Origin of the sequence: Arthrobacter sp. H14, assembly GCF_000520495.1 — a bacterium.
Lineage (GTDB): Bacteria > Actinomycetota > Actinomycetes > Actinomycetales > Micrococcaceae > Arthrobacter_C.
On the sequence record NZ_KI914645.1, the window covers coordinates 47,901 to 61,856 of the forward strand.

At 62.9% G+C, this 13,956-nt stretch carries 7 protein-coding genes and 2 pseudogenes; 2 read left to right on the forward strand and 7 right to left on the reverse strand.

Features of this window, described 5'->3' with window-relative positions; all coding sequences use genetic code 11:
• From Y707_RS31385 to leuS, 4 genes and pseudogenes are all read right to left on the reverse strand, one after another.
• Window positions 1–527, reverse strand: a pseudogene (locus tag Y707_RS31385) (hypothetical protein); the annotation flags it as partial.
• The gene (locus Y707_RS28920; RefSeq protein ID WP_051441795.1) at window positions 528–1,457 is read right to left on the reverse strand and encodes a ComEA family DNA-binding protein; all 930 of its coding nucleotides are present in this window, start codon (window positions 1,455–1,457) and stop codon (window positions 528–530) included. It lies immediately after the preceding pseudogene.
• 76 nt (window positions 1,458–1,533) lie between these two features.
• A complete protein-coding gene (locus tag Y707_RS24550) occupies window positions 1,534–2,523 on the reverse strand; it encodes a DegV family protein (RefSeq protein ID WP_051441796.1) in 990 nt (329 codons plus the stop codon).
• 54 nt (window positions 2,524–2,577) lie between these two features.
• Window positions 2,578–5,106 (reverse strand): leucine--tRNA ligase, encoded by a 2,529-nt coding sequence (gene leuS / locus Y707_RS0108675; protein WP_051441797.1) that lies wholly within the window; start codon window positions 5,104–5,106, stop codon window positions 2,578–2,580.
• Window positions 5,107–5,309: 203 nt separating this feature from the next.
• On the opposite strand from leuS, the gene Y707_RS0108680 reads away from it, so the two are divergent.
• Window positions 5,310–8,819: a proline dehydrogenase family protein gene (locus Y707_RS0108680; RefSeq protein ID WP_026534791.1), complete on the forward strand. Its 3,510-nt coding sequence runs from the start codon at window positions 5,310–5,312 to the stop codon at window positions 8,817–8,819.
• Between the two features lie 105 nt (window positions 8,820–8,924).
• On the opposite strand, the gene glpK is transcribed toward Y707_RS0108680, so the two are convergent.
• The 3 genes from glpK to Y707_RS0108695 form a co-directional block, all read right to left on the reverse strand.
• Window positions 8,925–10,439 carry a glycerol kinase GlpK gene (gene glpK / locus Y707_RS0108685; protein WP_026534792.1) on the reverse strand — a complete coding sequence of 505 codons (1,515 nt, stop codon included), beginning with the start codon at window positions 10,437–10,439 and terminating at the stop codon, window positions 8,925–8,927.
• Between the two features lie 90 nt (window positions 10,440–10,529).
• On the reverse strand, window positions 10,530–11,273 hold the full coding sequence (locus Y707_RS0108690; RefSeq protein ID WP_026534793.1) for an MIP/aquaporin family protein: 744 nt from the start codon (window positions 11,271–11,273) through the stop codon (window positions 10,530–10,532).
• A gap of 167 nt (window positions 11,274–11,440) precedes the next feature.
• Window positions 11,441–13,195: a glycerol-3-phosphate dehydrogenase/oxidase gene (locus Y707_RS0108695; protein WP_026534794.1), complete on the reverse strand. Its 1,755-nt coding sequence runs from the start codon at window positions 13,193–13,195 to the stop codon at window positions 11,441–11,443.
• Window positions 13,196–13,400: 205 nt separating this feature from the next.
• Between Y707_RS0108695 and Y707_RS0108700 the strand changes: the two are divergent.
• A pseudogene (locus Y707_RS0108700) lies at window positions 13,401–13,956 on the forward strand (integrase); the annotation flags it as partial.

Below are 13,956 nucleotides of genomic sequence, written 5' to 3' on the forward strand. Positions count from 1 at the left end.
ACTGTCGAGCCGTTATGGATAGCCTCGCCAATCGGTCCAGCCGTTCGTTCCGCTGCCTTCTCCGCGGCAGAGAAGGTGACAAGGGCCAGACAGAGAAGCGGAACAGTCAACGTGACAATCGCCGCGGCATCCCGCCGGTGTCGCCCCAGCACCAGGGCAACTGCTGCCGCCAGGAGTGCGGCGGATCCTGCACAGTATCCCCAGACAGGGCCGACCCGAATGAAGACGATGGCGGCGGACCACGCCATCAGAGCTGCCGGAACGAGCCTCAGGTCCCACGTGCGCTCGGTCCGGTGATCGTCACCGTCCTTTTCGACGGCGGTCAGCCGGCGGACTCCGCTCGCCATCATTGCGGTGACGGCAGCAACGGCCCTGGCCGGACCGTCCTGCCGGCGCGTGCCCTGCCGGAGCCCTTGGCGTTCAACCCTTCCTGAACCCGGATTATCCTCCCCTGCTGGAGGTATTGCCACCCGCTGCGCCGACGTGGCCGCGTCGACGAATCGTTGCCACCTCGATGTCGGGCTCATCTACAGCGTCACGAGCTCCCGGAGGGTCGCCAGCATCTTCTCTCCTATTCCTGATACGGCATCCAACTCGTCAACGGTGGCGAATGACCCATGTTCTTCGCGCCATTCCACAATCCGTCCCGACAGCACCGGTCCCACGCCCGGGAGTGTGGAGAGCAGCTCGGCGCTGGCGGTATTGATGTTGACCGTGGGCGGCTCCTCCCCGGCACCGGCCGCACTTCCGGCTGTGCCCGGCAGCGCCCCTTCTGCTGCTCCTGATCCAGGAGGTGCAGGCGCAGGCCCGGCAGACACTTCCGCACGGGTTGGCACATACAGCTGTTGACCGTCCTGAATTTGCGCCGCAAGGTTAACCGCGCTCAACTGCGCTTTCGTGGCGGCGCCTCCGGCAGCCGATATTGCTTCATGAATGCGGCTGCCCTTATCAAGACTGACGATTCCGGGCTCCTTAACTGCTCCGGCGACGTGGACCACGATCCGGACTGGTCTTGGCGTGGGCTTGGCTGCCGCGGGCGCTTGGATTCCCGCTGGAGCGAGCTCCGCCGCCGAAGGGACCGGGGAACCCGCCCCCTTCGCTTGAGTTCCGGTGGTGTGTCCGGGATAATCAGCGGTCTCCCAGGAGGAGGAGCCGGAGCGAGTAGTCATTGGTCCGGTTTTGACCTCGGTGACATTCCGGACAGGCTCTCCAAAGGCGCCGCCGATCCAGAGGGTGAATACCAATCCGAGTGTCAGCCCGGCCGCGACACATGCCGCGGCGGAACCGATTTTCCAGCGTGTGCGGCGGTTCTGCGGGTCGTCCTGGTCTGGTCCCGCAGCCCGGGCGGTAGTGGGCAGGTCCGGAATTAATCCGTGTTCGGGCCGAAGAGACGGTTCCAGCTGGACGGCATAGCGGGAGCGGGAATTGCGCCGTGTTACCCAGTCATGCCTGCCCATGCCTTCACGCTATGGCGGCCGATGGACGGAGCCAACGGAGCAGGCGCGCTATGTGGGCTTAGTCCCCTCGGACCCGTCATGTGGAGGAGGAGTGGTCAGGAGTTGGCTCGAGGCGCCCGCCGGAGACGACCACCACTAAGGCTCCCAGACCAGCGTGGGCCGCCAGTACCGCCGGAAGCGCGGTCAGCTGCGGTATCGGTCCTTCCCCGCTCCGCAGGCGCAGGCGCATTGATAGTTCCTGGGCAAGCTGGCGGTTTCCGAAATGGTGCACGGCCCACTGCCGGTGCCGCGGATCCCGCTGCTCAAACTCATCCAGCGCCAGCTCTTCGAGCCGTGCGACCGCACGGGGCACAGACCTTACCTTCTCCAGAGGGACAACCATGCCGTCGCGCACTGCAAGAATGGGCTTGACGGCCAGGATCGTTCCCAACCATGAGGCGGCAGCACCTATTCGGCCACCGCGGCGGAGCTGTTCCAGGCTGGGCACATAGAAGTAGACCACGGACTCAGCTGCGGCTTCGACTGCGGCGGCAGCAGTCCGGGTAAGGCTTTCACCATGCCCGGCGGCTGCCAGTGCCGCCTGAACTGCAAAACCCTGGGCCATTCCCACAGTCCTCGTGTCCACCACTTCCACCGGAATGGGGACGGATGCGGCGCCCAATCGCGCAGCGTCAGTGGTTCCGGACAGTCCCGCCGAAATGTGAACGGAGACTATCCCGGAGCAGCCGGCTTCGGCGAGCAGTTCGTAGACGCGCTTGAACTGGCCGGGTGAGGGCCGCGACGTGCGGACCGGCTTGCCCTCGGCCAGTGCCATGCACAGCGCCTCGTCAAGGTCATCGACGCCTTCGCCGAAGATCTCCTCCGCAATCATGACCGGCATTGGCACAACATGAAAGGCGCCCCGCGCGAGCGCTGCATTGAGCCAGGGAACAGGCAGCGCCGCCGCGGAATCCGTGACAACAGCGATGCGCTGCTCTGGCACGGGCGGCAGGTTGGCGCCGTCGTCGTCCGGTTTATCCTGAACCTGTTCCGGGCGGCGCGAAGCGATCAGATCGAGCCATTTCATACCTGCTCCCTGTCTGAACGCGCACGCACCGCCCCACGGCAGCCGGACTGCAGTCTAGCTGGGGACGATATTGACCAGTTTAGGCGCGCGTACGATGACGGTGCGGATACCCCGTCCGTCCAGGCTGCGGCTGACGGCCTCCGAATCCAAGGCAAGGGCGCGGAGTTCTTCCTCGCCAATGTTGGCGGGAACCTGCAGGCGGTCGCGCACCTTCCCCTGCACCTGGACGATGGCGGTGATGGTCTCCTCAACCAGGAGTTCTTCCTCAACCTCGGGCCAGCCGGCGGCAGCCACTGATGCCTCCCGGCCGAGCTGTGCCCACAGATCCTCGGCGGTGTAGGGAGCGAACAGGCTCAGGATGATGGCCACCGTCTCGACCGCCTCGCGAACAGCCGGGTCAGCGCCGCCGGGGCCACTGTCGATGGCCTTCCGGGTGGCGTTGACCAGTTCCATCACCTTGGCGATGACGACATTGAACTTGTTGTTGCTGAGCAGTTCAGCCGCATCCGCGACGGTACGGTGTGTGATGGCACGCAGCGCCTGATCACCAGTGGAACGGTCGACGTCGGTGGAGCTGGTGACGTCCTGGCCAAGCCGCCAGGCGCGTGCCAGGAACTTCGCTGACGCGGACGGGGATACGTCCGCCCAGTCGACGTCGTCTTCGGGCGGTGAAGCGAAGACCATGGTGAGCCGGACGGCGTCGACACCGTATTTGTCCAGCTGCTCGGTGAGGTCGACGCCGTTGCCGAGCGATTTGCTCATCGCTCTTCCGCCGTTGAGGACCTGGCCCTGGTTCAGCAGCGCTCTGAAGGGTTCGTTGAAGTCCACCATGCCCAGGTCCTGCAGGACTTTGGTGAAGAACCGGCTGTACAGCAGGTGCAGGATGGCATGTTCGACGCCGCCGACATACTGGCCGACCGGCAGCCACCGGTTCACCGCGTCGATGTCGAAGGGGCCCTTCGTGAATTCGGGAGAAGCGAAGCGCAGGAAGTACCAGGACGAATCGACGAAGGTGTCCATTGTGTCGGTATCGCGCGTGGCCGGTGCCCCGCATTTGGGGCATGGCACGTTGACCCAGTCCTCGGCAGCCGCCAGCGGGGACGTTCCCTTGGGAGACAGTGCTTCGCCGCGCAGCCCCTCGGGGAGCCGGACCGGCAGCTCGTTATCCGGAACCGGAACTTCTCCGCAGGTGCCGCAGTGGATGATGGGGATCGGCGTTCCCCAGAAGCGCTGCCGGGACAGCAGCCAGTCGCGCAGCCGGAAGTTGACCGTCGTCTCCCCGGCACCGGTTTCCTCCAGCCGCGATGATGCGGCGGCAATGGCTTCAGTCTTGCTTAGGCCCTCCAGGAAACCGGAATTAATCACGGTGCCTTCACCTGCGGTGGCGACGCCGGACTCTGCAGGATCGGGTTCGCCGGTATCCAGTACCGCACGGACCGGCAGGTTGAAGGCGCGGGCAAAGTCCAGGTCGCGCTGGTCGTGGGCGGGCACGGCCATGATCGCGCCGGTGCCATATTCGGCCAGCACGTAGTCCGCCGCCCACACCGGCAGCTTTTCCCCGTTTATCGGGTTGACGGCGTACCGGCCCAGGAAGACCCCGGTCTTTTCCCGTTCAGTGGACTGCCGCTCGATTTCCGACAATGACTTGATCTGCTCCCGGTAGGCCATCAGATCGTCGTGATGCTCGTCGGCGACGATGTCTACAGCGAGATCGGCATCGGCGGCCACGACAAAGAAGGTGGCGCCGTAAAGCGTGTCGGGGCGGGTGGTGAAAACATCCACACTGCGGGCGCCCCTGCCACCTGATGCTTCGACGTCGAACTTCACATGGGCACCTTCGGACCGGCCGATCCAGTTCCGCTGCATAGCCAGAACGCGCTCCGGCCAGTGTCCGTGGAGCTGGTCCATATCCTCCAGCAGGCGGTCGGCGTATTCAGTGATCCGGAAGTACCACTGGTTCAGGTTCTTCTTCGTGACCTGGGTTCCGCACCGCTCGCAGGCGCCGTTGACAACTTGTTCGTTCGCCAGCACGGTCTGGTCCCTGGGACACCAGTTGACGGCTGAATTCCGACGGTAGGCCAGTCCCTTTTCGTAAAACCGCAGGAACAGCCACTGGGTCCACCGGTAGTATTCGGGATCGGATGTGTGCAGCCGGCGTGACCAGTCGGCGCTGATGGCGTAGCGCCGGAACGACGCCGCCTGGGTATCGATATTGGTGTAGGTCCACTCGGCGGGGTGGGCATCGCGCTTGATCGCGGCGTTCTCCGCGGGCAAGCCAAATGAGTCCCAGCCGATGGGGTGCAGGACGTCGTAGCCGCACTGGCGCAGGTACCGTGCGACGACGTCGCCCATGGCGAACGCTTCGGCGTGGCCCATGTGCAGATCACCCGAGGGGTAGGGGAACATATCGAGGACGTACCGCCGCTCCCGGGATCCGTCGTCGAGCGGTTCGAAGACCTTGAGTTCATCCCAGATGGCCGGCCATCTGGCCTCCATCGCGGCAAAACTGTAGGTGCCTTCTGCAGGCTGTTCCGTATCCGGCTGCGCGCTCACAAATGCCTCGACTCTGTGCTCGTAATTCATTCAAATCCTCCCCTGCCGCATCCACCGTTTACTGCAACGGTGTGGACACACAAAAGCCCCTCGTCAGGGAGGGGCACCCAACGCGGAACGTACCGCGTTAGGCTAGCAAAGCAGGAGCATCTTCATATGGCTACTTTAGCGCAGGATCGTGCATTATCGGCTCCGGGTGGTTCATATGACCCATCTCGGTTTATCGTCGATCTATGACGAATTCTTTTGAACCTGCGGAACCGAGGCCTGTGGACCTTGCCGATGACGTCGTCAGCATGGTCCGCCGCTGGCTGCATCTGCCCGACGATATGACAGCTCCCACCTCCGTACAGCTGACGTCGGCGAAGGCGTCACGGTCGGCTGCGTTGCTGGCAGAAGTGCTGAAGGACCCCGAGGGCCTGGACTTCACGATCGGGTTCGTGGACAGGGTGATCCGCCCCGAGAACCTCGCCGTCGCGGCCCATGAACTGTCCAATTTGGCCAGGAATGCGCCCAGATTCCTGCCCTGGTACATGCGCTACGCCGTTAAGCTCGGCGGCGTCATCGGCCCGGCAGCTCCATGGCTGGTCGTGCCGGTCGCCCGCCGGGTGCTGCGTGAGATGGTGGCGCACCTCATTGTCGACGCCAGACCGCAGAAGCTCGGTGCCGCGATCACCAAACTCAAGGGTGGCGAAGACAGCGGCATCCGGCTGAACCTCAATCTTCTGGGCGAAGCGGTGCTCGGTGAGTCGGAAGCGGACGCCCGGCTGGAAGGCACCAGGAAGCTGCTGGCGCGCGACGACGTCGACTACGTTTCGATTAAGGTTTCCTCGGTCGTGAGCCGGCTGAATATGTGGGCGTTCGACGAAACAGTCGAGAAGGTCGCCGAGCGGCTCATCCCGCTGTACAAGATGGCGCTCGATGCCCCAACGCCGAAGTTCATCAACCTCGACATGGAGGAATACCATGACCTCGACCTGACGCTGGCGGTCTTCAAGCGGGTCTTGTCCCGGCCGGAGCTGCTGAACTTCGAGTCCGGCATCGTTCTGCAGGCATACCTGCCCGACGCGCTGGGAGCGCTTCAGGATTTGACCGAATGGGCCAAGCAACGGGTGGCCGACGGCGGCAAGAGCGTCAAAGTGCGTCTCGTCAAGGGGGCAAACCTGCCGATGGAGCAGGTCGACGCCGCTGTCCACAGCTGGAACCTGGCGACCTTCGATTCCAAACAGGACACCGATACAAACTACAAACGGGTATTGGACTGGGCGCTGCGCCCGGAGAACATGGAAGCCGTCCGGCTCGGTGTGGCAGGACACAACCTTTTCGACTTAGCCTTCGCCCGACTGCTCTCGCTCCAGCGCGGGGTCGAGGACAGGGTCGAGTACGAGATGCTCCTCGGCATGGCTGAAGAACAGGCCCAGGAGGTCCGTAACGAAGTCGGCTCGCTCCTGCTCTACACCCCTGTGGTCCATCCTGAGCAGTTCGATGTCGCCATCAGCTACCTGGTGCGCCGGCTCGAAGAGAACGCCAGCCATGAGAACTTCATGTCGGCGGTGTTCGAATTGACCTCCGAACCGACATTGTTCGAACGGGAGAAGCAGCGTTTCCTCGCCTCATTGAACCATGTCGACACGGTCGTTCCGGACCGCAAGCGCCGGCAGGAACCGGACCGCGCGGTGGAACTGGAATCCGGCGAGTTCAAGAACGAGTCGGACTCGGATTCATCATTGCCGAATATCCGTGACTGGGGCCGTAAGATCCTCGATGGCGTACCCGGTTGCACGCTGGGCGGGAAACTCGTGGCGGACTCCTGGCTGGAGAGCAAGGAAGATGTCGACACAATTGTCGAAACTGCCCTGAAGGGCCAGGAGTCATGGGCCGGGCTCGGCGGATATGAGCGCGCCAAGGTCCTGCGGCGGGCCGCTCAGGAAATTGCCGGGCGCCGCGGCGAACTCATCCAGGTCGCCGCGAGCGAGGCCGGTAAAACCATCAGCGAAACGGACCCGGAGGTCAGCGAAGCTGCGGACTTCGCCAACTACTACGCGCTCCAGGCGGAAGAACTCGAGAATGTGGAGGGCGCACGGTACGAACCCGTTCCCCTGACAGTGGTGACTCCGCCGTGGAATTTTCCGGTCGCCATTCCCGCCGGTTCGATGCTCGCCCCGCTGGCCACCGGCAGTTCAGTGATCGTCAAGCCGGCGCCGCAGGCCAAGCGCTGTGCCGCCGTCGTTGTTGAGGCGTTGTGGGCTGCCGGGGTTCCCAAGGACGTTCTGCTCTTTGCCGACGTCGAAGAGGGACCTGTCGGGCAGCACCTGATCGCGAATGAGGCCGTGGGCCGGGTCATCCTGACCGGCGCCTACGACACCGCCAAGCTGTTCCGGTCATGGCGCCATGACCTGCCGTTGCTGGCCGAGACAAGCGGCAAGAATGCCATTATCGTCTCGCCCAGCGCTGACCTGGACCTGGCCGCCGACGATGTTGCCCGGTCCGCATTTGGCCACGCGGGGCAGAAATGCTCCGCAGCCAGCCTGGTGATCCTGGTCGGCTCGGCCGCCTATTCCGAACGGTTCCGAAATCAGTTGGTGGATGCTGTTTCCTCCCTGCAGGTGGGATACCCGGATGATCCGACCACGGAAATGGGCCCGGTTATCGAGCCAGTCGAAGGCAAACTGAAGGATGCCTTGACCACGCTCGATGTGGGCGAATCCTGGGCGGTCGAACCAAAGCAGCTTGACGACACCGGGCGGCTCTGGTCCCCGGGGATCCGGACCGGCGTTAAGCCGGGAAGCTACTTCCACCTCACCGAGTTCTTCGGGCCGGTGCTCGGCGTGATGACCGCCAAGACCCTGGAGGAGGCCATCGAACTGCAGAATGCGCCGGTCTACGGACTGACGGCCGGACTGCAGACCATGGATTCGGACGAGCTTCCCATCTGGCTAAACAAGGTCCAGGCGGGCAACCTCTACATCAATCGCGGCATCACCGGTGCGATTGTCCGCAGGCAGTCCTTTGGCGGATGGAAGCGCTCATCGGTTGGCCCCGGCGCGAAGGCAGGCGGACCCAACTACCTGATTCACCTGGTGGACTGGTTCAAGGAAGACCTGCCGGAATATGGCCACGCCGAGGCGGGGGAAGCCCTGACGGACGTGGAACTTGCCCCTGCAGTGGCTGCCATCATGCACTCAATGCTGTTCAACGACGCCGACCAGGCTTTCCTGGCCCGTGCTGTGGTGGCGGACCAGGCCCACTATGAGTCGACGTTCGGCCGCAACGTTGATATTTCGGCACTGGGTCTTGAGCGGAATGAGTTCCGCTATCTGCCGACCCCCGTCACCGTCCGGTTGAATGAAGCCGGCACCACCACCGAACTGGTGCGAATCATCGTCGCGGCCGCGCGGTCGGGGGCGGACTTCGAGGTCAGTACGGCACATGTGCTGCCGGAGGAATTGGTCGGCGCGCTGCCCAAGGCCTGCGTCAACTTGACCATGGAAACCGATGATGGGTTCCTGAAGCGGGCCGCTGCCGGGCAACTGCATTATGGCCGGGTGCGCCTGATCGGCGGCGGCTATGGTGCCTTGTGCGCTGCGACCGAGGGAGACCCGGATCTCGCTGTCTACGCCGGTGAAGTCACGGCTGCCGGCCGGCTGGAAATGCTGCCGTTTGTGCATGAACAGGCAGTGAGCATTACCGCCCACCGCTTCGGCAACCCGGACAAGATTACGGATAAAGTGTTGCAGGACTGATCAGTTCTGCCTTGGGCTCCAGCAGTGCGGGCCGCCTGGGCAGGACAAATCAGGGCCGTTCTCCGCAGGGGAGAACGGCCCTGATTTTTAACCTTTGAACAGGGGCTATTTCACGTCTTCATCGACCCAGTCGAAGGTCCGTGTCACGGCCTTCTTCCAGAGCCTGAGCTGGCGGTCGCGCTCGCCGGCGTCCATCTGCGGTTCCCAGCGCTTGTCTTCCGACCAGTTGGCGGTCACATCGTCGGTGCTGTCCCAGAAGCCGACGGCGAGCCCTGCGGCGTAGGCCGCCCCGAGCGCCGTCGTTTCAATCACCTGCGGACGGATCACCGGGATGCCCAGGATGTCAGCCTGGAACTGCATCAGCGCGTCGTTGGCGACCATGCCGCCGTCGACCCGCATGTCCTCCATATCCACCCCTGCATCCGCATTCGCTGCATCCAGCACTTCCCGGGTCTGGAATGCTGTCGCTTCCAAGGCCGCACGGGCGATGTGGCCCTTGTTCACGAACCGGGTCAGACCGACCATGGCGCCACGCGCGTCACCGCGCCAGTACGGCGCAAACAGCCCGGAGAACGCCGGAACAATGTAGACACCGCCATTGTCCTCGACTGTTTCGGCCAACTGTTCCACCTCGGGGGCGGTCTTGATCAGTCCCAGGTTGTCGCGCAGCCACTGGATCAGCGAACCCGTGACCGCGATGGAGCCCTCCAGGGCGTAGACCGGCTTGGCATCACCGAGTTTGTAGCAAACCGTGGTGAGCAATCCGTTCTTGGAGTGCACAATCTCCTCGCCGGTGTTGACGATCAGGAAGTTGCCGGTGCCGTAGGTATTCTTTGCCCCGCCCTTCTCGAACGCGGCCTGGCCGAAGGTGGCTGCCTGCTGGTCGCCGAGGATACCAGCCACGGGTACTTCGCGCAGCAACTGGTTGCCGTGGACCTTGCCGTAGACCTCCGAGGAGGACTTGATCTCCGGCAGCATGGATTTCGGAACACCGAAGACCTTCAGGATGTCGTCGTCCCACTGCAGGGTCTTCAGATCCATGAACATCGTCCGGGACGCGTTGGTGACATCGGTGATGTGCACTCCCCCGTCCGTTCCGCCGGTCAGGTTCCAGACCACCCAGCTGTCGGTGTTGCCGAAAATCAGGTCTCCTGCCTCGGCCCGCTCACGGGCGCCCTCGACATTGTCCAGGATCCACTTGATCTTGGTGCCCGAGAAGTAGGTCGCCAGCGGCAGGCCCACCTTGTCCTTGAACCGGTCCGCGCCGCCGTCGGCTGCCAGTTTATCGACAATGGACTGGGTGCGGGCATCCTGCCAGACAATGGCGTTGTAGACAGGTTCGCCGGTGTTCTTGTCCCAGACCACAGCCGTTTCGCGTTGGTTGGTGATACCCACAGCCACGATGTCGTGGCGGGTCAGGTTGGCCTTGGACAGGGCATTGCCGATCACTTCGCGGGTATTGACCCAGATCTCCGCCGGATCATGTTCGACCCAGCCGGCATGCGGAAAGATCTGCTCATGTTCCTTTTGGCCGCTGGAGACAATCTTGCCGTCGTGGTCGAAAACGATCGCACGGCTGCTGGTGGTTCCCTGGTCGATGGCAATTACATATTCAGACATATCGTACTCCTCTGTATCGATAGGAATTCTGCTGTGACCGGTGCCTGCCCGGCCCCACAGTCAGTGGTTGATTTGGTGCTTGCGTTGTTGTCAGCCGGCCGGTGTGAAGGCGATGATCGGTGCCATCAGGCCAGCGACCGCACCGCCCAGAAGTGGTCCGACGACCGGGATCCAGGAGTAGGACCAGTCGCTGCTGCCCTTGCCCTTGATGGGCAGGAAGGCATGGGCGATGCGGGGGCCAAGGTCACGGGCGGGATTAATGGCGTACCCGGTGGGACCACCGAGGGAAACACCAATGCCGACCACCAGAATTGCTACGGCAAGGGGCCCCAGTTCGTTTGGCGAACCCCCGAACATCAGGATGACAAAAACCAGCACGAAAGTGCCGATGAACTCAGTTACGAGGTTCCATGGTGTGGACCGGATCGAGGGACCGGTGGAGAAAACGCCCAGTTTTGCGGCTGGATCCAGGTCCTCATCGAAGTGCTGCTTGTACGCCAGCCAGCAGAACACCGCACCGATGGTCGCTCCCACCATCTCCCCCGCAAAATAGACCAGCGTGCTCGCCAATGTGACGGCGACTCCCGGTGCGTACTCGGCGGCTCCATTGGCCAACAGCCCCACCGTCACCGCCGGGTTGATGTGTGCGCCGGACTGAGCGGCGACGAATACGCCGGCGAAGACGGCGAAGCCCCACCCGAAGGTCACCATCAGGAACCCGCCGTTGTTGCCTTTCGTCTTGGCCAGGGCTACGTTCGCGACAACACCACAACCGAGCAGCGTTAGCATGGCGGTGCCGAATGACTCGGCTAAGAACACTTCCCACAGAGACATCTTTGACTCCTCTAGTTTTGTCGGTTTACCGACGTTACCAACCGCTCCACAGTCTGTGGAACCGCTGTGCGGATGACTGGCCATACCGGTCCCTTACCGCACGTACTCACCACCATCCGGATGTGGCGCCCGGATGGTGGTGATCCTGCTCCCCCGTTCCTCATGGATCAGGCGATCAAGCTTTGGACATGTATGCCGTGGGTCTGGCTCAGCACCCGTTGGGCGTACTCGACTTCGTAATTCCGGCGGGTGTTGTCCCAGTGCAGTGCTGACGCCAGCACCGCGGCGAGTTCATGCAGCAACTCGGCGGTGACCAGACCGCGGAAGGCGAGCGAGGTGCGGCGGATCAGAACGTCGGTCAGGTGGCCCACCTGCTCGTGTTCGACCATGTACAGCACCTCGCCGGTGCTCAGCTCGTCGGTGGAATGGAACGCCTGGTCCTGCACCGTCTGGAGGAATTCAATGACTTCGGCGGCGCGGGTACCGTAGCGCTCCAAAAGGACCCGCACCCGTTCCGCGGGGACGGAGGGAGCAGTATGGCCCTGCACCCACGCTTCGGCGTCTGTGGTTGTGGAGGGGAAGTCCCGGCCGCCGCCGATGGGCAGGCCGGCTGTGGATACTTTGCGCGTGCGGTCCAGGAGGGCGAGGGCGTCATTGGTGATGTGTTCGGCCAGGGCGCGGAAGGTGGTCCATTTGCCGCCGACCAGGCTGAGCGTGGTGACCGTCCCGTCCGGGCCCTCGACGTCCCGGCGTTCTATCCGGTAGTCGCGGGATACAAAACCTGGTTGTGTGTCATCGTGCCGCGGCAGTGGCCGGACTCCGGAGAAGGAGTAGACAATGTCATCCCGGCTTACCGGCACGGAGGGGAACACGTGGCCGATCAGGTCGAAGAAGTAATCGATTTCCTCGTCCGTGCAGACGACTTGGCCGGGATCGCCGGCGTCGATATCCGTTGTTCCCACCAGGACCCGGTTACCGATGGGATAAATCAGTACGATCCGCCCGTCGGTGTGTTCAAAGAACAATTCCCGTCCGGAGCAGGCATCCAGCAATTCCGGATGGTCAAGGACAATATGCGAACCCTTGGTCCCACCCATGAATTGCGACGGTGATCCAAGAACTGCGTTCGTCTGGTCCACCCCGGCTCCGGTGGTGTTGATGACGACATCGGCGGCGAAGCTGAAGGTCTCCCCCGTCAATTCGTCCCGGAGTTCGACGCCGTCTGATCCGGAAGAGACGACGTTGACGTAGTTCGACGCTCTGGCATGCATGTTTGCCGACTCGCCGTCCCGGAGCACATCAAGAGTCAAACGTTCAGGGTTATGTACAGAAGCGTCAAAATACGTGGCCGCGTACTTGATCCCTGGGTTCAACTGAGGCAGCTCCTTCAACGCACGGGCCTTGCCGGCAAATTGGTGCCGGGGAACCATTCCTCCCCCGCGGGAGAACGCGTCATAGATGCTCAATCCCAGCTTTATCAGCAAGGCACCGCGCTCGGTCGGTTTACCCTGCCGGTGGGTGAGGAAACGAAGCGGTGCCGAAAGAATGCCGGAAAAAGTCGAATAGATGGGAATGGTCGTTTTTAAAGGTTTGACGTAATGCGGGGCCGTTTGAAGCAAACCATTGCGTTCCTGGACTGATTCCTTCACCAGCCGGAATTCGCCATTCTCCAAATACCGGATTCCGCCATGAATCATGTGCGAGGACGCGCCGCTTGCACCTGCGCAGTAATCCCCCCGCTCGACAAGCGCGACATCGACGCCTTGCAGTGCCAGGTCGCGGAATGTGCCGACACCATTGATACCGCCGCCAATAATCAGTACCCGCGCGGTGGGCCTGGACTTCAGGCCTTCAACCGCTTCGCGGGTGTATGCCGTTGGCCCGGACTCGAACGCTGTTACTGCGGATTCATTACTTCCCAAAGCAGATCCCCTGATAAACGATGTGCGTCTGTGACGCCTTCCTCCATTATTGTTGGAATGACTGGAAATACTAGTCAACGCGTTGACTCATTAAAGATGTCCGCGTAGCGGCATTCGAAGAATCATTTGAGAATGTCCGCGTAGCGGTGTGTCTGCCGGGGCGGTGATTGCCGGCCCGGCACGCTGAGGCATGGAGCAACTTTCGATGAGTGAACGTAAGGTTTTCACGAAGGCCACAGCCACCCGGTATGCGAGAGCCGGACGGGCGGAGAAGAAGATCATTCTGGATGAGTTGTGCGCTTCGACCGGGTGGCACCGCGATCATGCCCGCCGGGCTCTGCGGCAGCGGCTGGTGCTCAAGGCGGTGAAACCGCGGTCACCGAGGCCGCCGGTCTACGGGGAACCGGTGTTGGAGGCTGTGCGGTTCTGCTGGGCTGTGCAGGGCACTCCGTGTGGGCGGCTGCTGGCGGCGGCCTTGCCGGACCTGGTCCCGCGGCTGCGCTGGCTCGGTGAGCTGGACATCGATGACGTGACGGCGGCATTGCTGCTGCGGATTGCCCCGGCCACGATCGACCGGCGCCTGAAGGCTGACCGGGCGAAACTGGATCCGCGGGGCCGGTCCCATACCAAGCCCGGCACGCTGCTGAAGGACTCCATTCCGATGCGGACCTGGGCCGAGTGGGATGATGCCGTGCCCGGTTTTGTCGAGATCGATCTGGTCGGCCATGAGGGCGGCAACAGCAAGGGCGAGTTCTGTTTCA